Annotated in this window: 17 protein-coding genes and 1 tRNA gene; 13 read left to right on the forward strand and 5 right to left on the reverse strand. The window is 66.0% G+C overall.

Translation table 11 applies throughout. The features are described from left to right. Nucleotides 1-4: 4 nt before the first annotated feature. Both U1703_RS15180 and U1703_RS15185 read right to left on the reverse strand, forming a co-directional pair. Nucleotides 5-1,918 carry a M61 family metallopeptidase gene (locus U1703_RS15180; protein ID WP_332786361.1) on the reverse strand — a complete coding sequence of 638 codons (1,914 nt, stop codon included), beginning with the start codon at nucleotides 1,916-1,918 and terminating at the stop codon, nucleotides 5-7. Nucleotides 1,919-2,098: 180 nt separating this feature from the next. Then, a tRNA-Cys gene (locus U1703_RS15185) sits at nucleotides 2,099-2,172 on the reverse strand. A gap of 424 nt (nucleotides 2,173-2,596) precedes the next feature. Here U1703_RS15185 and U1703_RS15190 point away from each other — a divergent pair. From U1703_RS15190 to U1703_RS15210, 5 genes are all read left to right on the forward strand, one after another. Then, complete coding sequence (locus U1703_RS15190) at nucleotides 2,597-3,265, forward strand: protein-L-isoaspartate O-methyltransferase family protein (protein ID WP_332786362.1); 669 nt, start codon at nucleotides 2,597-2,599, stop codon at nucleotides 3,263-3,265. Nucleotides 3,266-3,271: 6 nt separating this feature from the next. Further along, nucleotides 3,272-4,792, forward strand: a complete 1,521-nt coding sequence (locus tag U1703_RS15195; protein ID WP_320450707.1) for a TolC family outer membrane protein — start codon at nucleotides 3,272-3,274, stop codon at nucleotides 4,790-4,792. Nucleotides 4,793-4,834: 42 nt separating this feature from the next. Continuing rightward, nucleotides 4,835-5,431, forward strand: coding sequence for a DUF2497 domain-containing protein (locus U1703_RS15200; RefSeq protein ID WP_320450708.1), 597 nt, complete (start codon nucleotides 4,835-4,837; stop codon nucleotides 5,429-5,431). Nucleotides 5,432-5,503: 72 nt separating this feature from the next. Beyond that, entirely contained in the window at nucleotides 5,504-7,126 is a 1,623-nt protein-coding gene (locus U1703_RS15205) for a histidine kinase famiy protein (RefSeq protein WP_332786363.1), read from the forward strand. A gap of 42 nt (nucleotides 7,127-7,168) precedes the next feature. Next, nucleotides 7,169-9,841, forward strand: a complete 2,673-nt coding sequence (locus tag U1703_RS15210) for a valine--tRNA ligase (protein ID WP_332786364.1) — start codon at nucleotides 7,169-7,171, stop codon at nucleotides 9,839-9,841. Nucleotides 9,842-9,888: 47 nt separating this feature from the next. Here U1703_RS15210 and U1703_RS15215 read toward each other — a convergent pair whose 3' ends face one another. Further along, the gene (locus U1703_RS15215; protein WP_332786365.1) at nucleotides 9,889-11,661 is read right to left on the reverse strand and encodes a cation:proton antiporter domain-containing protein; all 1,773 of its coding nucleotides are present in this window, start codon (nucleotides 11,659-11,661) and stop codon (nucleotides 9,889-9,891) included. A gap of 113 nt (nucleotides 11,662-11,774) precedes the next feature. Here U1703_RS15215 and U1703_RS15220 point away from each other — a divergent pair, with 113 nt between their 5' ends. Further along, entirely contained in the window at nucleotides 11,775-12,224 is a 450-nt protein-coding gene (locus tag U1703_RS15220; protein ID WP_332786366.1) for a c-type cytochrome, read from the forward strand. 106 nt (nucleotides 12,225-12,330) lie between these two features. Here the strand turns inward: U1703_RS15220 and U1703_RS15225 are convergent, their stop codons facing one another. Further along, nucleotides 12,331-13,551: an NADP-dependent isocitrate dehydrogenase gene (locus U1703_RS15225; protein WP_332786367.1), complete on the reverse strand. Its 1,221-nt coding sequence runs from the start codon at nucleotides 13,549-13,551 to the stop codon at nucleotides 12,331-12,333. A gap of 153 nt (nucleotides 13,552-13,704) precedes the next feature. Here U1703_RS15225 and U1703_RS15230 point away from each other — a divergent pair, with 153 nt between their 5' ends. Further along, nucleotides 13,705-14,427, forward strand: a complete 723-nt coding sequence (locus tag U1703_RS15230) for a phosphatidylserine decarboxylase (protein WP_320450714.1) — start codon at nucleotides 13,705-13,707, stop codon at nucleotides 14,425-14,427. A gap of 11 nt (nucleotides 14,428-14,438) precedes the next feature. Next, nucleotides 14,439-15,263: a CDP-diacylglycerol--serine O-phosphatidyltransferase gene (gene pssA / locus U1703_RS15235; protein WP_332786368.1), complete on the forward strand. Its 825-nt coding sequence runs from the start codon at nucleotides 14,439-14,441 to the stop codon at nucleotides 15,261-15,263. Here the strand turns inward: pssA and U1703_RS15240 are convergent. Further along, the gene (locus tag U1703_RS15240) at nucleotides 15,199-15,639 is read right to left on the reverse strand and encodes a hypothetical protein (protein ID WP_332786369.1); all 441 of its coding nucleotides are present in this window, start codon (nucleotides 15,637-15,639) and stop codon (nucleotides 15,199-15,201) included. The genes pssA and U1703_RS15240 overlap by 65 nt on opposite strands. A gap of 166 nt (nucleotides 15,640-15,805) precedes the next feature. Here U1703_RS15240 and rpsB point away from each other — a divergent pair, with 166 nt between their 5' ends. The 5 genes from rpsB (at nucleotide 15,806) to U1703_RS15265 (ending at nucleotide 20,210) form a co-directional block, all read left to right on the forward strand. Further along, nucleotides 15,806-16,615, forward strand: a complete 810-nt coding sequence (rpsB, locus tag U1703_RS15245) for a 30S ribosomal protein S2 (protein WP_320450717.1) — start codon at nucleotides 15,806-15,808, stop codon at nucleotides 16,613-16,615. A gap of 160 nt (nucleotides 16,616-16,775) precedes the next feature. Next, nucleotides 16,776-17,711 carry a translation elongation factor Ts gene (gene tsf / locus U1703_RS15250; protein ID WP_320450718.1) on the forward strand — a complete coding sequence of 312 codons (936 nt, stop codon included), beginning with the start codon at nucleotides 16,776-16,778 and terminating at the stop codon, nucleotides 17,709-17,711. A 454-nt stretch (nucleotides 17,712-18,165) separates the two neighbouring features. Beyond that, nucleotides 18,166-18,891, forward strand: a complete 726-nt coding sequence (pyrH, locus tag U1703_RS15255; protein ID WP_320450719.1) for a UMP kinase — start codon at nucleotides 18,166-18,168, stop codon at nucleotides 18,889-18,891. Between the two features lie 3 nt (nucleotides 18,892-18,894). After that, nucleotides 18,895-19,452, forward strand: a complete 558-nt coding sequence (gene frr / locus U1703_RS15260; RefSeq protein WP_307097991.1) for a ribosome recycling factor — start codon at nucleotides 18,895-18,897, stop codon at nucleotides 19,450-19,452. A gap of 41 nt (nucleotides 19,453-19,493) precedes the next feature. Next, nucleotides 19,494-20,210 (forward strand): isoprenyl transferase, encoded by a 717-nt coding sequence (locus tag U1703_RS15265; RefSeq protein ID WP_332786405.1) that lies wholly within the window; start codon nucleotides 19,494-19,496, stop codon nucleotides 20,208-20,210. The last annotated feature ends 20 nt before the right edge of the window (nucleotides 20,211-20,230 follow it).

The following is a 20,230-nucleotide window of genomic DNA, read 5'->3' on the forward strand; positions in this document are numbered from 1 at the left end:
ATCGTCACCGCAGGCCGGTGACGATGGGCGAGGGGGCGGGCACCGGCTTGGCGCCCAGCCATGCTTGGCGAAACCGGGTCTGATCGGGGGTCAGTGGCTGGCCCAGACGCTCGTTCGTCACGATTTCCATCGTCGGATCGGGGATGAGGGTCAGTACAGCCCGGCGCTCGCCCCCGCGCTGTCGATAGACGATGGGCAGGCGGTCGCCCGGTGCATGGCTTGCAAGCAGCGCGGCCCAGGCCTCGGGCGTGGTCGGGCTGCGCCCGTCGACGCTGACGATCTGGTCCCCCTTGTCGAGCCCCGCCTCATAAAGCGGCGATCCCGGCGTCGTCGGCCGGGCCAGCGTCAGGCCGGTATCGCCCGCGACCGGTGCGGCCCCCGCCCACGCGGCACCGGGGTGGGCAGCGCGCAGGGTCAGCCCGGCCTGCGCGAGCAGCGGTGCGAAGTCGGGCAGGCCGCTGGCGGTGACGCTGCGTGCGAAGAACCGGTCGGCAAATCCCTGGTCCTTGGTCACCTGTGCCAGGGCGGTGCGCAGGTCGTCGGGGCGATAGGGCCGCTCGGCCCGCCCATGATTGCGCCACAGCTGGCGCATATAATCGTCGAGCGAAAGCTGCGGGAAGCGCTGGCGCAATTCCAGGTCGAGCGCGAGTGCGATGACCGCGCCGTACGGGTAATAGGAAGTGAAGATGTTGGGGTTGGTCGGGTCGATCGACTGCGCCGCATCGACGAAGGGCGCGCGCAGGCTCATCTCCTGCGGTCCGCCATAATGGCGGGCCGGGGTGTTGATCAGGCCGTTCAGCGTCCCCGACAGCTGCGCGACATAGTCGTCGAGCGGCATCTCGCCCGCACGAACGACCGCCAGCGGCCCATAATATTGGGTGAACCCCTCCGCCAGCCAGAGCGAGGGCGTAGCGTTGGCGCGGGTGAAGTCGAACGGCTCCAGCTCGGCAGGCCGGATGCGCTCGACATTCCAGCTGTGGAAGAATTCGTGGCTCAGCGTCTGGATCTGCGAGAAATTCGCAGCGGCCAACGAGCGTGCCTGACTGATGACGGTGGAGTTGCGATGCTCCATGCCGTCGCCGCTGATCTGCGGCATGTAATCGGCCAGGAAGGTGTAGGTGCCGTGGTCATAGGCGGGCGTCTCGCCGAAGATGGCGATCTGCTGCGCCACCACCTTCTGCGCCATCGCGGCGAAGCGATCGAGATCGGCGGCGCTGCCGTCATGATGGACGGTCAGACGGATGCCGTAGGACTTCGGCCCGCTGGTCACCGTCCAGCTGCGCGCGTCCCAGGCGGACAGCTCGACCGGGCTGTCCATGAAATATTGCAGGTCGCGCGCGGTGAAGACGTCCGCCTCCGCGGTCGGCGCAAGCTGGGTCGCGATCTTCCAGCCCGGCGCGGGGTGGAACCGCACCCGCACCGGCCGGGCATCCTGGCCCACGGCCCAGAGGAAGGTCGCCGGGATGTTCAGCCGCGCATGGGTGGGGTCGATCTGCGCATAGGTGCCGTCACCCCGATCGCCGAACAAGGTGTAGCGGACGGTCACGATGCCCTGATGCGCGGGCACCGTCCAGCCATAGGGGTCGGTGCGCTGGACCGCCAGCGGACGGCCGGCACCGTCAACGGCGGAGACCGAATAAACGTTCTTGGCGAACTCGTGCAGCGCATAACGGCCGGGCGACGAGCGTGCCATCTGGAAACGGACCGGACCGGCGGGCAGGTCGCGATAGGTCACGCTGACCTGTGCCTCGTGATGCTCTGCGCGGGGGAAAGCGATGTCGTATTCGACCGCCGAGGGTGTCGCGTCGCGGGGCGCGCGTGCCGTCGTGCGGGGCGCGGACAAGGTGCCTTGCGCCAGCACGGGCTGCATCGCCGTGCCAGCCATCGCCAACGCCGTCATCATCGCCAGAACCCGCATTCCCGATCCCTTCACGCCCATGGATAGGCGGACTTAGGCATGGAGCAACGGCATGGTCCACCGCTTTTCGTGTCGGTCGCTGACGACGGGGAGGGGCACGCGAATCACGAGCTGGCACATTGCAGCAGCCGGTCCCGGCTGGCGTGAGGTGGCCTATGGCCCTAATATATCCAGAAAATCTGGAGGCGCGACCGGGAATCGAACCCGGGTGCAAGGATTTGCAGTCCTCTGCGTCACCACTCCGCCATCGCGCCTCGATGTGTGGGAGGCGGGCATTTCTGCGGTTTTCATCGTGGTGTCAACAGGGAGTGCGCAGTCGGTTTGAAAAAGTACCCGGAATTTTTGCGTCAGGCTTGCCGCCCAGCATTTCGGCGGATGACGTTCGGCAAAAGCAATCGGCGGCTGACGATATACTCCTATCGACGCTCGACATATTGCGCCTCCGTCCCGGCATAAGTCGCATCGATGCGGCCGGCATGGCTGATGGTCTGATCATGTTCCCATCGGTGCCCCTTCGTGCGTGCTCCGCAGGATAACCGCGCTCACTTGGTGGTCCAGTGCTCGTTGGCGTTACCTGTCGTCCACTCCGCTTGGCGTTGGGGGCTGGCCGCGATAGAAGCGGCGGGAACCAATTTAGTGTATTGCGCAACTAAAACGGTTGTGCGACAGGGATGGGCCATGATGACGACCAGCAATGACTCCTCGAATTTCGACGCAATGCGCCACGCCATGGTGGTCAGCCAGCTGCGTACGACTGCGGTCAACGACCAGCGCGTCGTCGCCGCGATGGCGCGGGTGCCGCGCGAAGTCTTCACGCCCGAGGCACTGCGCGCCGTGGCGTACCGGGACGGCACGCTGGACCTGGGCCATGGCCGTGCGATCAACCTGCCGATGGCGACCGGCCGCCTGCTAACCGAGGCCTATCTGGAGGCGGGTGACCGTGTCCTGCTGATCGGTGCGGCCACCGGCTACACCGCCGCGCTGCTGGTCGACATCGTCGCCAACGTCGTCGCGGTCGAGGAGCAGGCCGAATTCGCCGCCGCCGCCCGCACCGCGCTGTCGGGCGAGGGCAAGATCGAAGTGGTCGAGGCACCGCTGAACGCGGGGCATCCCGCCGGTGCGCCCTATGACGTGCTGATCATCGACGGCGCGGTCGAGGAACTGCCCGCCGCCCTGGTCGAGCAGGTCAAGGTCGGTGGCCGCATCGTGACTGGTCTGGTCGAGAACGGCGTCACCCGTCTGGCGAGCGGTCGCCGGACCGAGGGCGGCCACGGCGTGCGCGCCTTTGCCGATGCTGAATGCGCCATCCTGCCGGGCTTTGCCCGTCCTCGCGCCTTTCAATTCTGAGGGACCATGCGCCTGCACCTGACTTCTGGCCTGACTTCCGGCGTCGCGATCGGCGCGGCCCTTCTGCTCGCCGGCACGGCTTCGGCCGAGACGCTGCGAGAAGCCATGGTGCGGGCGTACCAGTCCAACCCGACGATCACCGGTCAGCGCGCCGCCCAGCGCGCGACCGACGAGAATGTCCCGATCGCGCGTTCCAACGGGCTGCCGTCGTTGCAGTCCACCGGCCAGATCATCGACAATATCGTCGTGGCGAACAACAACTTCCTCAACCCGGAACGCGTCGGCACGGGCCAGGTGCAGTTGTCGGTGCCGCTCTATCAGGGCGGGGCAGTCAAGAATGCGGTGCGCGCCGCCGAGACGCGGGTCGATGCGGGCCGCGCGCAGCTTCGCGGGGTGGAGGCCAATCTCTTCACCAACGTCGTCGCCGCCTATATGAACGTCATCCGTGACGAGGCGATCGTCAATCTCAACACGCGCAACGTCAACGTGCTGGACACGAACCTGCGCGCCTCGCGCGATCGGTTCCAGGTCGGCGACCTGACCCGGACCGACGTCGCCCAGTCCGAGGCGCGTCTGGCCCAGGCGCGCGCGCAGCTTCAGTCGGCGCAGGCCAATCTGATCTCCAGCCGCGAGAACTACATCAACATCGTCGGCATTGCGCCTGTGGGCCTGGAGCAGCCGCCCGCGCTGCCGACGCTGCCCGCCTCGCCCAATGCGGCGGTCGGCGTCGCGCTGGACCAGAATCCGCAGCTGATCGCCGCGCGCCGCTCGGCGGACGCGACCCGCTATGACATCAACGTCGCGCGCGCCAACCGGCTGCCCCGCCTGGCGGCGGTGTCGAGCGGCAACTATTTCAATTATCTGGGGTCGCTGAACGTCCCCAACGTGCCCGCATCGGGTGTCAACGCGACGGTCGGCGTGCAGGTGTCGATGCCGCTGTTCCAGGGCGGTCGTCCGGCGGCGCAGGTGCGTCAGGCGGAGGCCTTGCGTGGCCAGGCGCTCGAGAACGCCACCGCGACCGAGCGACAGGTGGTGGCGCAGGTCCGCTCCGCCTATGCGGTGTGGCAATCCTCGCAGGAGGTGATCCTGTCGGCCGAATCGGCGGTGCGCGCCAACTCGCTGTCGCTGGAGGGCGTGCGGGCCGAGAACAGCGTCGGCACCCGCACCGTGCTCGACATCCTGAACGCCGAGCAGGAATTGCTGAACAGCCAGGTGACGCTGGTGACCGCGAGGCGCGACGCATATGTCGCGGGTTTCGCGCTGATCGCGGCGATGGGCAATGCCGAGGCGCGCGACCTGGGCCTGGACGGCGGTTCGCTCTATGATCCGGTCGCCAACTACAAGCGCGTTCGCAACAGGATCAGCGATTGGGGCGGCGACGGAGAGCCCGCGCCGGTCGCCAGCACCACCGCCGGAACCCCGGCGCAGACGGCGGCGATCACCCGTCCGCTCGACGCCGATGTGAACGCTCCTGTTGACAGGAGCCCCGCATTAACCACAGGTGCAACGGCACCAAGTCGGCAATAAGGCCGACGGGGGCCTTGGGGGGCTTCAATGGGGATTGCGGTCATGGGTGAAATCAGCGCCGAGCCGTCGATGGAGGAGATTCTCTCCTCGATCAAAAGGATCATTGCCGAAGAGGGCGAGGTGCCCGCGCGGCAGCGTCGCCAGCCGCGTCCGGTGCCGTCGCCCGTGATGGACGACGATTCGGCCGAGGTGCTGGAACTCAGCGATCCGATGCCGCTGCGCATGAAGGTCGAGGCTGCTGCCGCGCGTGCCGCCGAATCGGCGATGCGCGCCGTGGTCGATCCCGTGCCTGCGCCGGCACCCGAGCCGGTGGCGCATGTCGCCCGGCCCGCGCCCACTCCCGCACCGGCCCCCGCCGCGCCGCCCGCTCCGTCGTTCGACCATGCCGCCATGGGCGATGACGACGAGGCCGAGGAGGCGATCGTGTCCCCGCGTGCGGCCGAGGCCAGCCGTGGTTCCCTGGAGGCGCTCAGCCGTATGATGGTCAAGCCCGAACCCACCAGCGACGGCACTCTCGAAGGGCTGGTGCGCGACATGCTCCGCCCCATGCTGCGCGACTGGCTCGACACCCATCTGCCCGAGATGGTCGAGGCGATGGTCGCGCGTGAGATCGCCCGGATCACCCGCGAAGGTCGCTAATCTGTCCGCCGGCTTTTCCACCCGCATCGCGATGCGAGCGGAACCGGCGGCACGCGTCCGGGTTCGTTGACCATGAACCCGACACCCGAGACGCCCGATCTGCCGAAATCGACGCGTTCGCACGTGTCGTCGCCCCCGATCGCCGATGCGCGCCAGCCGCATTCGGGTCAGTCGGACATATTTTTCGCGGCCGTAAAGACGACGCGGATGCCGATGATCGTGACCGATCCCCGGCAGCCCGACAACCCGATCGTCTTCTGCAACGAAGCCTTCAGCTTCATGACCGGCTATTCCGAGGAGGAGATCCTCGGCACCAATTGCCGTTTTCTCCAGGGCCCCGAAACCGATCGCGACGTGGTGGCGCAGGTGCGGGCGGCGATCGCGCGGCGCGACGAGATCGCGGTCGAACTGCTCAACTATCGCAAGAACGGCTCGACCTTCTGGAACGCCCTGTTCGTCTCGCCGGTCTATGACGATGTGGGCGAGCTCGTCTATTTCTTCAGCAGCCAGCTCGACATTTCGCGCCGCCGCGAGGCCGAGGATGCGCTGCACGAGGCGCAGAAGATGGAGGCGGTCGGCAAGCTGACCGGCGGCATCGCCCATGATTTCAACAATCTGCTCCAGGTCATCATCGGCTATGCTGATATCCTGGAGGCGCGGGTCGACCAGGCCGACCGAAGCGGACGCCGCGCGGTCGAGGCGATCGGCGCGGCGGCGGCCCGCGGTGCCACGCTGACCCAGCAGTTGCTCGCCTTTGCGCGCAAGCAGGAACTGCGCGACCGGTTGCTCAACTTCAACCAGCTGATCGAGGATTTCCGCCCGATCCTGAACCGTACGGCGGGCGACGGTATCGCGCTTCGCCAGCGGCTGGAGGAAAATCTCTGGAACTGCCGGATCGACCCAGTCCAGGCCGAGATGGCATTGCTCAACATCGTCACCAATGCGCGCGAGGCGCTGGCGCGAGACGGGCGGCAGGGTGAGATCACATTGTCCACCCGCAACATAATCCACAACGCCGACAGTGCCGAGGGGCCCGCCAGTCTGGAGCCCGGTGAATATGTCGTCGTGCGCGTGGCTGACAACGGCCCCGGCATCCATCCGCAAATTGCCGACAAGGTCTTCGACCCCTTTTTCACGACGAAGGAAATGGGGAAGGGGGCGGGCTTGGGCCTCGCCATGGTCTATGGCTTCATGCGCCAGTCGGGCGGCTTGGCGGCGGTCGAGCAGGACGTCGACGGCGCGGCCATCGCGTTGTACTTCCCCCGCGCCGCAGGCGTTACCGAGCGCCGCAGTGCCCCGGTTCTCCCTGCACGCAGCGGCGGGGTCGAGCGGGTACTGATGGTCGAGGATCAGGAAGATGTCGGCGATCTGGGCAAATCGATGCTCGAGGATCTGGGCTATGATGTCGTCCTGACGCGCAGCGCGCGCGAGGCGCTCGACCGTCTGGCCAAGGACAGCGATTTCGCGCTGCTCTTCACCGATATCCTGATGCCCGGCGGCATGAACGGCGTCGCCCTGGCGCAGGTCGTGCGGCGCGACTATCCGAATCTGTCGGTGTTGCTGACCACCGGCTTTGCCGACGAGGCGATCGACGAGGGCGCACGCTCGTACGAGTTGATCCGCAAGCCCTATCGCCGCGCCGATCTGAACGAACGTATTCGCGCGGTGCTCGATCGGCCCGGGGCCCGCACCTGATAGCATCTGGCGTCCGGCGACGCGGGTGATTAAGGCAGCGGCATGACTGAGCTGCCCAAGACGTTCGACCCCGCCGCAATCGAAGCCCGCTGGTATGGCCATTGGGAGGGAAAGGGCCTGTTCCGCCCCGACCGCCCGAATGCCGAACCCTGGACGATCGTCAACCCGCCGCCCAACGTCACCGGCAACCTGCATATCGGCCATGCGCTGGACAACACGTTGCAGGACATCCTGGTCCGCCATGCCCGCCTGAAGGGCAAGGATGCGCTGTGGGTCGTCGGCACCGACCATGCAGGCATCGCGACCCAGATGGTCGTCGAGCGCCAGATGAACGCGAAGGGGCAGAAGCGCACCGACTTCACCCGCGACCAGTTCCTGGAAAAGGTCTGGACGTGGAAGGCGGAAAGCGGCGGCCAGATCACCGGCCAGCTGCGCCGCCTGGGCTGCTCGATGGACTGGGCGAACGAGCGGTTCACCATGGACGAGGGTTTCAGCAAGGCGGTGCTGAAGGTCTTTGTCGACCTGTACGCCCAAGGCCTGCTCTACCGCGACAAGCGCCTGGTCAACTGGGATGCCGGGCTGGGCACCGCGATCAGCGACCTCGAGGTCGAGACGCGTGAAGTGAAGGGCAGCTTCTGGCGCCTGCGCTATCCGCTGGCAGACGGATCGGGCTTTATCGAGGTCGCGACGACCCGGCCCGAGACGATGCTCGCCGACATGGCGGTTGCGGTCCATCCGGACGACGCGCGCTATACCGCGCTGATCGGCAAGCAGGTGCGGCTGCCCATTACCGGCCGCCTGATCCCGATCGTCGCCGACGAACATGCCGACCCTGAACTGGGTTCGGGCGCGGTCAAGATCACGCCCGGCCACGACTTCAACGATTTCGAGGTCGGCCGCCGCGCCGGGATCGAAGCGCGTGACATGCTCAACATGCTCGATGCCAAGGCGTGCATCGTTCAGACCGCCGACGGGCTGATCCCCGACGCCTTCCTGGGCCTGTCGAGCGCCGACGCGCGCAAGGCGGTGGTCGCGCGGCTGAAGGACGATGGCGTGCTGATCCCGCACGTCGACAAGGACGGCGAAGAACACGACGCCGAGCCGCGCACGATCCAGACGCCGTTCGGCGATCGCTCCGGCGTGGTGATCGAGCCCTGGCTGACCGACCAATGGTATGTCGACGCCAAGACGCTGGCCCAGCCTGCGATTCAGGCAGTGCGCTCGGGCGACATCAAGATCGTGCCGCAGGCATGGGAGAAGACCTTCTTCAACTGGATGGAAAACATCCAGCCCTGGTGCGTCAGCCGCCAGCTCTGGTGGGGCCACCAGATCCCGGCGTGGTTCGCCGAGGATGGTCGCGTGTTCGTCGCCGAAAGCGAGGAGGAAGCACAGGCGCAAGCGGGCGAGGGCGTCACCCTGACCCGCGACCCGGACGTGCTCGACACTTGGTTCTCCTCCGCACTCTGGCCGTTCGCGACGCTCGGCTGGCCCGACAATGGCGACAAGACGCTGGCCGGGCGCTACCCCAATGACGTGCTCATTTCCGGCTTCGACATCCTGTTCTTCTGGGATGCGCGGATGATGATGCAGGGCATGCATTTCATGGAAGATGTGCCCTTCAAGACATTGTATCTCCACGGTCTTGTCCGCGCCGCCGATGGCTCGAAAATGTCGAAGTCGAAGGGCAATACGGTCGATCCGCTGGGTCTGATCGACCAGTATGGCGCCGACGCGCTGCGCTTCTTCATGGCCGCGATGGAGAGCCAAGGCCGCGACATCAAGATGGATGAACGCCGTGTCGAGGGCTATCGCAATTTCGCGACCAAGCTCTGGAACGCAGCGCGCTTCGCCCAGGCGAACGGCATCGGCGCATCCGCGACGCTGGAAGCCCCGAACGCAACCCTCGCGGTCAACAAGTGGATCATCGCCGAGACGGTGAAGACGGTGCAGGCGGTCGACCTGGCGCTGGCCGATTACCGTTTCGATGGCGCGGCGAACGCGATCTACCAGTTCGTCTGGAGCCGTTTCTGCGACTGGTATCTCGAACTGATCAAGCCGGTCCTCCAGGGCGGCGAAGCGGGTGGCGAAGAGACGCGCGCGGTCGCGGGCTGGGTGCTCGACCAGATCCTGGTCCTGCTCCACCCGTTCATGCCCTTCATCACCGAGGAACTGTGGCACGCGATGGGTGCGCGCGATCATGACCTGATCGTGGCGCACTGGCCGATGGCCGACGCCCGTGCGCTCGACCCGGAGGCGGAGCGCGAGATCGACTGGCTGATCCGTCTGGTCAGCGAAATCCGCGCCGCGCGCACCGAGCTCAACGTGCCGCCGGGCGCGCGACTGCCGATGCACGTGCGCGAAGCCCATGCCGACACCCAGGAACGGCTGGTGCGTCAGGCCTCGGCACTGGCGCGTCTCGCTCGGGTAGAGGCCGCCGTCGGTGAAGCCTCGGGCGGTGCCGCGCAGGTGGTGGTAGACGAAGCGACCTTCGTCCTGCCGCTGGAAGGCGTGATCGACCTCGACGCCGAACGTCAGCGCCTGACCAAGGCGATTGCGGCGGTCGAGAAGGAGCGCGACGCGCTGGGCGGGCGGCTGGGCAATGCCAGCTTCGTCGAACGCGCCAAGCCGGAAGCGGTGGAAAAGGCCCGCGCCGACCATGCCGACAAGATGGCCGAAGCGGCGCGCCTTCACGCCGCATTCGGTCGCTTGGGCTGACCCCCAGTTCCTCCCCATCGCAAGATGGGGAGGAAAAGAGGCTACCCCTATTCCCCCAACCGCTTGAGCCGTCGTATCCTGGGCTCGCGCTGCAATTTTGCCTCGCGCCGAATGACTTGGCGCAGTTCATCGCGCTTCTCGTGGATCGACGCGATCACCGGCCCCATCGCGACGCCCAGATCGACCAGCACCGCCTCCGACAGCTGTAGCGAACTCTCCAGCGTCTCGGGCACCGCCTCGCTGACGCCAGCCCGGTACAGTTCCGTCGCATGGGCCATGTCGCGGGCACGCGCGATGATCGGCAGGTCCGGCGCTGCGTCGCGGATGCGGCGCGCCAGTCTTACGGTCAGCACTGGATCATCCATCGTCAGGATCAGCGCGCGTGCTGCGGGCAGGTTCAGCCGGTCGACCAGTTCAGCCCGCGAGACGTCACCGAACAGGACCGGATAGCCCGCCCGCCGCGCCTCGCTGACCGAATCGATATCGGCCTCCACCGCGACATAGCGCTGGCCATGGATGGTCAGCATGTCGGCGATCATTTTGCCGACGCGGCCAAAGCCGATCACCACGGTGCGCCCGGTGTCGCCATCCGTCTCGGGCTCGGGCGGCAGGTCGCCGGACTTCGCCTCGATCCGGCGCGACATGACCCGGCCAGCCTTGGCGAGCAGCGGCGTGATGGTCAGGCCGATCGCCGTCACCGTCTGCCAGAAGCTGGCGGTCGAGGGCAGGATCAGTTGCGCCTGCGCCGCCGTTCCGAGGACGATCAGCGTCGTTTCAGACGGACTGCCCATCAACAGTCCGGTTTCCGCCGCTACCCCGCGGCGGGCATGGGCGACGCGCAGCAGCAGATAGGTGACGATCGCCTTCACCGCGACCACGCCGACCACCGCCAGCAGCAGCATGTCCCAGTTCTTGGCGATCAGCCGCAGGTCCAGGCTCATGCCCACGGTGATCAGGAACACGCCGAGCGCGAGGCCCTTGAAGGGTGCGGTCATCACCTCGACTTCCGAATGATATTCGGTTTCAGCGATCAGCAGCCCGGCCAGCAGCGCGCCGACGATCGGCGACAGCCCGGCGGCGGTGGTCGCGACGCTGGCGACGATGACCACCAGCAGCGAGGCGGCAAGGAACAGCTCGGGGCTCTTGGTGCGGGCGGCCTGGGCGAACAGGCGGGGCAGGACGAACTTGCCGCCCAGATACATGACGACCACGGTCAGGCCGCCGCGCAGGGCCACGCCCGCTATGCCGACCCAGCCCTCGTCGCTGGCGGTCGGTGCCATGGCGCCCAGTGCGAAGATGATCGGGACCAGCGCGAGGTCCTCGAACAACAGCATCGCGAACGCCCCGCGTCCGACCGGACTGGTCGTGCCGACGAGCGGCAGCACCAGCGCGGTCGAGGACAGGGTCAATGCAAGGCCCAGTCCGATCGCGCCTGCCCAGCCTTGCCCCAACAGGTGAAGCGCGGTGCCGATCAATACCGCCGAGCCGATCAATTCCGCCGCGCCGGTGCCGAAGACCAGCCTGCGCATCGCCCAAAGCCTGCGAAAAGATAGCTCCAAGCCGATGGAAAACAGCAATAATATGATACCGAACTCTGCAAAGGGTTCGATCGATTCCGGGTTGGAGATGGTCAGGTAATAGAGCCAGGGCGCATGGGGCACGAGCGATCCCAGCCCCGCAGGCCCGACCAGAAGGCCGACCAGGATGAACCCGATCACCGGGCTGACGCGGAAGCGCGCAAAGGCCGGAATGACGATCCCCGCCGACCCGAGGATCACAAGGGCGTCGGAAAAGCCCTGATTGTCTAACCGAAGTGCCATGGCGACAGACTAGCCCGGCTTTGGCGCGCTTGTCAGGTCGTTAATCGGACGAAACGGACATGGGGCGATTCGTCCAATGGGGTGGGGCGCGGCGGCGGCGTTAGGGCGATGCGATGAAATTGTCTCGTCTCAGCACCGCGCTTGCGCTCTCGTTATGTGTCGTGCTCACCGCCTGTGGAGACGGTGACCGGGCCGAACGGTTGAAGGCGGCGGGCCCCAATCCCTCGCTCGATGCGCTGATGCGGGTGGCCGACGCGGATGCGGGTGCAAACACCTTCGGCCAGTGCCTGGCATGCCACACCATCGGCAAGGGGGAACTCGACCGGGCGGGCCCCAACCTGCACGGCATCATGGGGAAGCCGGTCGCGGGCGGCAGTGCTCGCTATGGCTATACCGCGGCGCTGGAACGCGTCGGCGGGCGGTGGGACCGGGCGACGATGGACCACTGGCTGACCTCGCCGCAACGCTTCGCACCGGGCACGAAGATGACGTTTCCCGGACTGGCCGACCCGCTCGCACGGGCGGACGTGATCGCCTATCTGGAGCGGGAAGGGCGGGAATAGCCTTCTCCGCCAATCGGTGAGGACGGGGCCTGCGTTTCAGCTAGACAAAGAAAAAGGGCCCGGAAGCAATGCCTCCGGACCCTTTCCTCGCATCAGGCTGTAGAAATTACTGCCAGTTGCCCATTGCGGTTTCGAGGTTGACGCGGATCGCCTCGAAGAACTGCTCGGTGGTCATCCAGGGCTGGTCCGGGCCGATCAGGATCGCGAGATCCTTGGTCATCTGGCCGTTCTCGACGGTCTGGATGCAGACCTTTTCCAGCGTCTCGGCAAAGCGCACGACGTCGGGCGTGTTGTCGAACTTGCCGCGATACTTCAGGCCGCCGGTCCAGGCGAAGATCGACGCGATCGGGTTGGTCGAGGTCGCCTTGCCCTGCTGGTGCTGGCGATAGTGGCGGGTTACGGTGCCGTGCGCCGCTTCCGCCTCGATCGTCTTGCCGTCCGGGGTCATCAGGACCGAGGTCATCAGGCCCAGCGAGCCGAAGCCCTGCGCCACGGTGTCCGACTGCACGTCGCCGTCATAGTTCTTGCAGGCCCAGACGAACTCGCCATGCCACTTCAGCGCCGAGGCGACCATGTCGTCGATCAGGCGGTGCTGATATTCGATGCCCGCGGCCTTGAACTGGTCGGCGAATTCGGCGTCGAACACTTCCTGGAAGATGTCCTTGAAGCGACCGTCATAGGCCTTCAGGATGGTGTTCTTGGTCGACAGATAGACCGGCCAGCCACGGTTCAGGCCATAGTTCATCGAAGCGCGCGCGAAGTCGCGGATCGAATCGTCAAGATTGTACATGCCCATGGCGACGCCCGCCGCGGGGAAGTTGAACACCTCCTCCTCGATCGACTCGCCATTCTCGCCTTCCCACTTCAGGGTCAGCTTGCCCTTGCCCGGCACCTTGAAGTCGGTCGCCTTGTACTGGTCGCCGAATGCATGGCGGCCGACGACGATCGGGTGGGTCCAGCCGGGGACGAGGCGGGGCACGTTCTTGATCACGATCGGCTCGCGGAATACGACGCCGCCCAGGATGTTGCGGATCGTGCCGTTGGGCGACTTCCACATCTTCTTCAGGCCGAATTCCTCGACGCGCTGCTCGTCGGGGGTGATGGTCGCGCACTTGATCGCGACGCCATACTTCTGGGTGGCGTGGGCGCTGTCGATCGTCACCTGATCGCTGGTCGCGTCGCGATTTTCGACCGACAGGTCGTAATAGGCCAGCTCGATGTCGAGATACGGCTTGATCAGGCGCTCGCGAATCCATTCCCAGATGATCCGGGTCATTTCGTCGCCGTCGATCTCCACGACGGGGGTGTTCACCTTGATCTTCGCCATATGCGCATCCTTCAGATTAGGCAGGTTTGGCCTGCGTCTAGGGGAGGGGGCGCGGCGGATCAACCACCGCTTGGGCCATGCCTGATGATCGCGAAAGGGCCGGGACGAACCGAAAAGATTGTGCGATGGCCGGTGGACAGGTAGACAGGTCCGATGCCTTCGCTCGAAAAGCCCCCCGTCGCGACCACCACCGTCAAGTGGCGCTTTCCCGCCGTCCATCCTGAAGGGCGCAAATATGTGCTGATCGGGGCGGGCCTGACCCTGCTCGCGACGCTTATCACCAAGGTGCTGTTCTGGCCGTTCGTCGGCCTGTGCATCTGGATCGCCGCCTTCTTCCGCGATCCCATCCGCACCACGCCGCAGGGTGACGACCTGATCGTCGCGCCCGCCGACGGCCTGGTCACCATGATCCAGCGCGTTCCGATCCCGCGCGAGCTGGTCGGAGAACTGGGCGATGCGCCGCTCGTCCGCGTGTCGATCTTCATGTCGGTGTTCGACGTTCACATCAATCGTACGCCGGTGGCAGGCGTCATCCGCCAGGTCGTCTATATCTCGGGCAAGTTCCTGAATGCCGACCTCGACAAGGCGTCGGACGAGAATGAGCGCCAGCATTTCGTGGTCGAGGGACGCGATGGCCGCAAGATCGGCTTCACCCAGATCGCAGGACTCGTCGCGCGTCGCATCGTCGGTTTCGTGAAGCCCGGGGACATGGTCGCCGCCGGGCAGCGGGTCGGCCTGATCCGCTTCGGCAGCCGCGTCGACGTGTATCTGCCCGATGATGTCATGCCGCAGGTCTGCCTTGGCCAGCGTTCGGTCGCGGGCGAGACGGTGCTGGGTCGTGTCGGCGGCAAGCCGATGACCGGCATCGCGCAATAAGCCGCGATCCCATGGCCCTGTCCCCCCGTTTCGCGCGGCGTCGTGCCGATGGCGAGCCGCCCCGCGGTCTTCCCCTGCGCGCGATCGCGCCCAATGCGGTCACCGCATTGGCGCTCGTCTCCGGGCTGACGGGGGTAAAGTTCGCCATTGCCGGGTCCTGGGAAGCCGCCGTCATCATGATCATGGTCGCTGCGGTGCTCGACGGTCTGGACGGGCGCATTGCGCGGCTGCTGCGTGGCGAAAGCCGGTTCGGGGCGGAACTCGATTCGCTTTCGGACGCCATTTCGTTCGGTGTTGCGCCCGCATTGATCCTCTATCTCTGGTCGCTGGAAAACCTGCCGCGCATCGGGTGGATCTGCGCGGTGCTGCAAGCGGTCTTCTGCGCGATGCGGCTGGCACGGTTCAATTCGCAACTCGATGTCACCGATCAGCCGCGCAAGACCGCGGGGTTCTTTACCGGCGTTCCGGCTCCTGCCGGAGCGGGACTTGCCATGCTGCCGCTATATCTCTGGTTCTGGACGGGTGAGCCGCTTTTCGCATCGCCCTATCTAGTCGCACCCTGGGTCGCCTTCGTCGCGCTGCTGATGGTGTCGAGCGTTGCGACCCTGTCCTGGACCTCGTTCCGGCTGCGCCGGCATGTGCGGTTCGAAGCACTGGCGATCATCGTTGTCGTCGGCGTCGCCCTGATCTCCGCGCCCTGGCATGCGCTGACCGCGCTATGCCTCGTCTATCTGGCGAGCATCCCGTTCACGATGCTCGCCTATGCCAGGCTCAAGCGGCCACGCGGCGCCGCGACAGCGGCGAAAGGGCTGGCAAGCCCGCCGCCCAGCGCCTGACCGCGATACGCCGTTCGGCGACGACCAAGGTCGCCAGCGGCGTGAAGGCCGGTTCGACATGGCCGGTGGCCAGATGCAGAATTCGACGCCATTGCGGCGCGATCATCATCACAATGGTCGCGATCGCCGCGACCAGGGCACCCGTGAAAACCAGAACACTGACCACGATCATCATGATCTCCGCCTCCTGCCTAACCATCTGGCCGGGCATATTAACCCGACCGTAACCATCCGATTTTCCATCCAGTTCCGTCATCGCCATCGCGACAGCACGACCAGTCGTGCCAATTTCAGGATGTTGCGATGCCGTTATGCGACGATCAACCGGCGTTCCTTGTTGTGATCCCTCTATGTTCCAATCATGTTCCGTCGTCAAGGGCGTTGGAACAGATGTGAACATCAATGCCTGCTTGCACTGGGTCGCCGGCTGGGCTAAGGGCGCGCCCCTCAACACCGCATGGGAAGCATCATATTCTGGTGCGCATGGGCTTTGCCCGCCGCGTCATCCGCTTCCCAGAGGACTAACCGGAAGGAATTACATTATGGCGGCACCTGTCGTCACCATGCAGCAGCTGGTCGAAACCGGCGCGCACTTCGGTCACCAGACCCACCGCTGGAACCCGAAGATGAAGCCCTACATCTTTGGCGACCGCAACGGCGTCCACATCCTCGACCTGTCGCAGACCGTGCCGTTGTTCGCGCGCGCTCTGGAATTCATCAGCTCGACCGTCGCTGGCGGTGGCAAGGTCCTGTTCGTCGGCACCAAGCGTCAGGCGCAGGAGCCCGTCGCCGACGCCGCGCGTCGTGCCGGCCAGCACTTCGTCAACCATCGCTGGCTGGGCGGCATGCTCACCAACTGGAAGACGATCTCGAACTCGATCAAGCGCCTCAAGACCCTCGAGGAGCAGCTGTCGGGCGACACGCACGGCCTGACCAAGAAGGAAGTGCTGAACCTGACCCGCGAGCGCGACAAGCTCGAGCTGTCGCTGGGCGGCATCCGCGACATGGGCGGCATCCCGGACGTCATGTTCGTGATCGACGCCAACAAGGAAGAGCTGGCGATCAAGGAAGCCAACACGCTGGGCATCCCCGTCGTCGCCATCCTCGACTCGAACGTCTCGCCCGACGGCATCGCCTTCCCGGTTCCGGCGAATGACGACGCCAGCCGCGCGATCCGTCTGTACTGCGAAGCCGTGGCGATCGCCGCGACCCGTGGCAACAACGAGCAGCAGCGCCGCAGCGGCACCGACTTCGGTGCGATGGCCGAGCCGCCCGTCGAGGAAGCGCTGACCGTCGCCCCGACCGAGGCCGGTGAGCAGGCCGTCGAGGCCGAGCGCCAGATCGACGCGTAATCGCGTGGAACATGCCCCGCGATGCGGGCGGGGCGATCATCGGCCGGGCGGGCACTGCCTCCGGCCGATGACATCGGCTTGACATGCAAGCCGTGCTAAGGGCCGCCTCCGATGGGGCGGCCCTACCCGCATCCCCCTTTTCAGACAGAGGATTGAGACAATGGCCGATATCACCGCAGCGATGGTCAAGGACCTGCGCGAAAAGAGCGGCGCGGGCATGATGGACTGCAAGAAGGCGCTCAACGAAGCCGCTGGCGACATGGACGCCGCGCTGGATTGGCTGCGCACGAAGGGCCTGGCGGCCGCGCAGAAGAAGTCGAGCCGTACCGCAGCCGAAGGCCTGGTCGGCGTCGCCACCAACGGCACCGTCGGCGCTGCCGTCGAAGTGAATTCGGAAACCGACTTCGTCGCCAAGAACGACCAGTTCCAGGCGTTCGTGAAGGACGTGACCGCGATCGCGCTGAAGACCAGCGACGACGTGGAAGCGCTGAAGGCCGAAGCGATGCCGCAGGGCGGCACCGTCGCCGAAGTGCTGACCAACAACGTCGCCACGATCGGTGAGAACCAGTCGCTGCGTCGCGCCAAGCGCCTCGAAGTGTCGAAGGGCGCGGTCGTGTCCTACGTCCACAACCAGCAGGCGCCGGGCCTGGGCAAGATCGGCGTGCTCGTCGCGCTGGAATCGGATGCCTCGGACGAGGTTCTGCAGAAGCTGGGTCGCGACCTGGCCATGCACGTCGCCGCCGCCTTCCCGAAGGCGCTGAACGAGGCCGATCTGGACGAGGCCGAGATCGAGCGTGAGCGCGCGATTGCGACCGAAAAGGCCGCCGAATCGGGCAAGCCCGCCGACATCATCGCCAAGATGGTCGAAGGCGGCATCGCCAAGTACCGCAAGGAGCACGCGCTGGTCAGCCAACTGTTCGTGATGGACGGCAAGACCAAGATCAGCGACGTGGTGGCCAAGGCCGCCAAGGACGCCGGTGCCGAGATCAAGCTGGTGGACTATGTCCGCTTCCAGCTGGGCGAGGGCATCGAGAAGGAAGCGTCGGACTTCGCCGCCGAAGTCGCTGCCGCTTCGGGCGTTCCGCAAAAGGCGTAATTCCGGCATCGTCCCGTGATGGGACGGTCAGGTGAAAGGGGAGCGGCTGCCGCAGGGTGGCCGCTCCTTTTTTGTTTCCGGTGCCTCCGGGGTGTGACCTGATTTCTCACCTTCGTCCGCCCCGAGCGATGCGGAAGGGTGAACGGGCGTAAAGTGGCCTGTCCGATCCTCCCCAAGCTGGGCTTGGGGAGGCGCGCGCGGCCGCAGGACATGGTCGAGGGGGCCCGCCTGGCCCCTCCGTCATGGCACGCGCGACGGTCCCTCTTTCCGAGCAAGCGCAGGAAAGAACGGCGTTTGATTGCGCCGCTTGTCCTGAGCAGCGATCGGACCGCCCGGGCCGCGTGGACTGGGAACCGTCCCACGAAAATCCCCGCGACCCACCGCTCCATGGTTGCCCGCCGCCCGGTCGCCGCCTAAGGTCCGCGCCACTTTCATGGCCAAGACACGAGAAACGATGACCACCCCGCCTTTCAAACGTATCCTTCTGAAACTGTCGGGTGAGGTCCTTATGGGGGAGGGTGGCCTGGCCATCTCGCCCGACATCACCGCGCGCGTGGCGCAGGAGATCGCCGATGTCCGTGCCCAGGGCTATGAGCTGTGCATCGTCGTCGGCGGCGGCAATATCTTCCGCGGACTGTCGGCGGCGGCCAAGGGGATCGAGCGGGCGACCGCCGATTATATGGGCATGCTGGCGACCGTCATGAACGCGCTGGCCGTCCAGAATGCCCTGGAGCAGATCGGCGTCGACACCCGCGTCCAGTCGGCGATCCCGATGTCGAGCGTGTGCGAGCCCTTTGTCCGACGCCGCGCGATGCGGCATCTGGAAAAGGGCCGCGTGGTGATCTTCGCCGCCGGTGTCGGCTCGCCCTTCTTCACCACCGACAGCGGTGCCGCGCTGCGCGCCGCCGAGATGAAGTGCGACGCGCTGTTCAAGGGCACGAGCGTCGACGGCGTGTACGATGCCGACCCCAAGAAGGTCGCGACCGCCACCCGCTACGACACGGTCAGCTATTCCACGGTCCTGTCCGACGACCTGAAGGTCATGGACGCCTCGGCCATCGCGCTGTGCCGCGACAACAACATCCCGATCGTCGTCTTCAACATCCGCGAACATGGCAATTTCGGTGCCGTGCTGTCGGGCCAGGGTGTGTCGACGATCGTCCAGAATACAGGAGCTTAAATCATGCCAGCCTATGACAAGTCCGACCTCGAGCGCCGCATGCAGGGCGCGGTCGAATCGCTGAAGCACGACCTGAACGGCCTGCGCACCGGTCGCGCGTCGACCGCGCTGCTCGATCCGGTGACGGTCGAGGTCTATGGCAGCCACATGCCGCTGAACCAGGTCGCCACCGTCTCGGCGCCGGAGCCGCGTATGTTGTCGGTCCAGGTGTGGGACAAGTCGAACGTCTCGTCGGTGGAAAAGGCGATCCGCTCGGCGGGTCTGGGCCTGAACCCGATCAATGACGGCCAGACGCTGCGCCTGCCGATCCCCGACTTGACCGAGGAGCGCCGCAAGGAACTCGCCAAGCTGGCCAACAAATATGCCGAGGGCGCGCGCATCGCGGTGCGCAACGTGCGTCGCGACGGCATGGACAGCCTGAAGACCGACGAGAAGAAGGGCGTGTTCGGCGAGGACGAGCGCAAGCGTCACGAGACCGAGGTCCAGAAGCTGACCGACGCCACCGTCGCCGAGCTGGATGCGGCAGCGGCGGCCAAGGAAAAGGAAATCCTGGGCAAGTGAGTCCTCCGGCCGCCTCGGCCCAGACGGCTCTGGGGTCGCTGGTGGCCGTGCCCGATACGGGTGCGGTCCCGCGTCACGTCGCGATCATCATGGACGGCAATGGCCGCTGGGCCAAACGCCGTCTGCTGCCCCGCTTCGCCGGTCACAAGGCCGGGGTGGATGCCGTGCGCCGTATCGCGCGCGCGGCACGGGCGCAGGGGATCGAGGCGCTGACGCTCTACGCCTTTTCCTCGGAAAACTGGCGGCGGCCCGAAACAGAGATCAGCGACCTGATGGGTCTGTTGCGCATCTTCCTGCGCAAGGACCTGGCCGAACTGGTGTCGGACAATGTCCGGCTGCGGGTAATCGGTGACTATCATCGTTTTCCGACCGATCTGGTCGCGATGATCGACGACGCGGTCGCGCGGACGTCGGCCAATACCGGCCCGATCCTGGCAATCGCGCTGAATTACGGCGCACAGGCCGAGTTGGTCGAGGCCGCCAAGCGGTTGGCACTGAAGGTCGCGGGCGGCGAAATCGATGCGCATGCGATCACGCCCGAGGCGATCGAGGGCGAATTGCAGACGAACGGCCTGCCGCCGCTCGACCTGGTCATCCGCACGTCGGGTGAACAGCGCCTGTCGAATTTCCTGTTGTGGCAGGCGGCCTATGCCGAATTGCTATTCGTCGATACGCTTTGGCCCGATTTCGACGAAGCCGCGCTTGCCGATGCGGTGGCCGAGTTCGGCCGACGACACCGGCGTTTCGGCGGCCTGTGACCGATCCTGAAATCCCGCCG

The organism is Sphingomonas flavida, from assembly GCF_036663655.1.
Lineage (GTDB): Bacteria > Pseudomonadota > Alphaproteobacteria > Sphingomonadales > Sphingomonadaceae > Sphingomonas.

Bases quoted from the DNA above. Each gene is read 5' to 3' on its own strand.
- pyrH (WP_320450719.1), top strand. From the start codon at position 18,166: ATGACCACCCCGCCTTTCAAACGTATCCTTCTGAAACTGTCGGGTGAG.
- tsf (WP_320450718.1), top strand. From the start codon at position 16,776: ATGGCCGATATCACCGCAGCGATGGTCAAGGACCTGCGCGAAAAGAGC.
- U1703_RS15220 (WP_332786366.1), top strand. From the start codon at position 11,775: ATGAAATTGTCTCGTCTCAGCACCGCGCTTGCGCTCTCGTTATGTGTC.
- U1703_RS15205 (WP_332786363.1), top strand. From the start codon at position 5,504: ATGAACCCGACACCCGAGACGCCCGATCTGCCGAAATCGACGCGTTCG.
- rpsB (WP_320450717.1), top strand. From the start codon at position 15,806: ATGGCGGCACCTGTCGTCACCATGCAGCAGCTGGTCGAAACCGGCGCG.
- U1703_RS15190 (WP_332786362.1), top strand. From the start codon at position 2,597: ATGATGACGACCAGCAATGACTCCTCGAATTTCGACGCAATGCGCCAC.
- U1703_RS15180 (WP_332786361.1), bottom strand. From the start codon at position 1,918: ATGCGGGTTCTGGCGATGATGACGGCGTTGGCGATGGCTGGCACGGCG.
- U1703_RS15215 (WP_332786365.1), bottom strand. From the start codon at position 11,661: ATGGCACTTCGGTTAGACAATCAGGGCTTTTCCGACGCCCTTGTGATC.
- frr (WP_307097991.1), top strand. From the start codon at position 18,895: ATGCCAGCCTATGACAAGTCCGACCTCGAGCGCCGCATGCAGGGCGCG.
- U1703_RS15230 (WP_320450714.1), top strand. From the start codon at position 13,705: ATGCCTTCGCTCGAAAAGCCCCCCGTCGCGACCACCACCGTCAAGTGG.
- U1703_RS15195 (WP_320450707.1), top strand. From the start codon at position 3,272: ATGCGCCTGCACCTGACTTCTGGCCTGACTTCCGGCGTCGCGATCGGC.
- U1703_RS15200 (WP_320450708.1), top strand. From the start codon at position 4,835: ATGGGTGAAATCAGCGCCGAGCCGTCGATGGAGGAGATTCTCTCCTCG.
- U1703_RS15210 (WP_332786364.1), top strand. From the start codon at position 7,169: ATGACTGAGCTGCCCAAGACGTTCGACCCCGCCGCAATCGAAGCCCGC.
- U1703_RS15225 (WP_332786367.1), bottom strand. From the start codon at position 13,551: ATGGCGAAGATCAAGGTGAACACCCCCGTCGTGGAGATCGACGGCGAC.
- pssA (WP_332786368.1), top strand. From the start codon at position 14,439: ATGGCCCTGTCCCCCCGTTTCGCGCGGCGTCGTGCCGATGGCGAGCCG.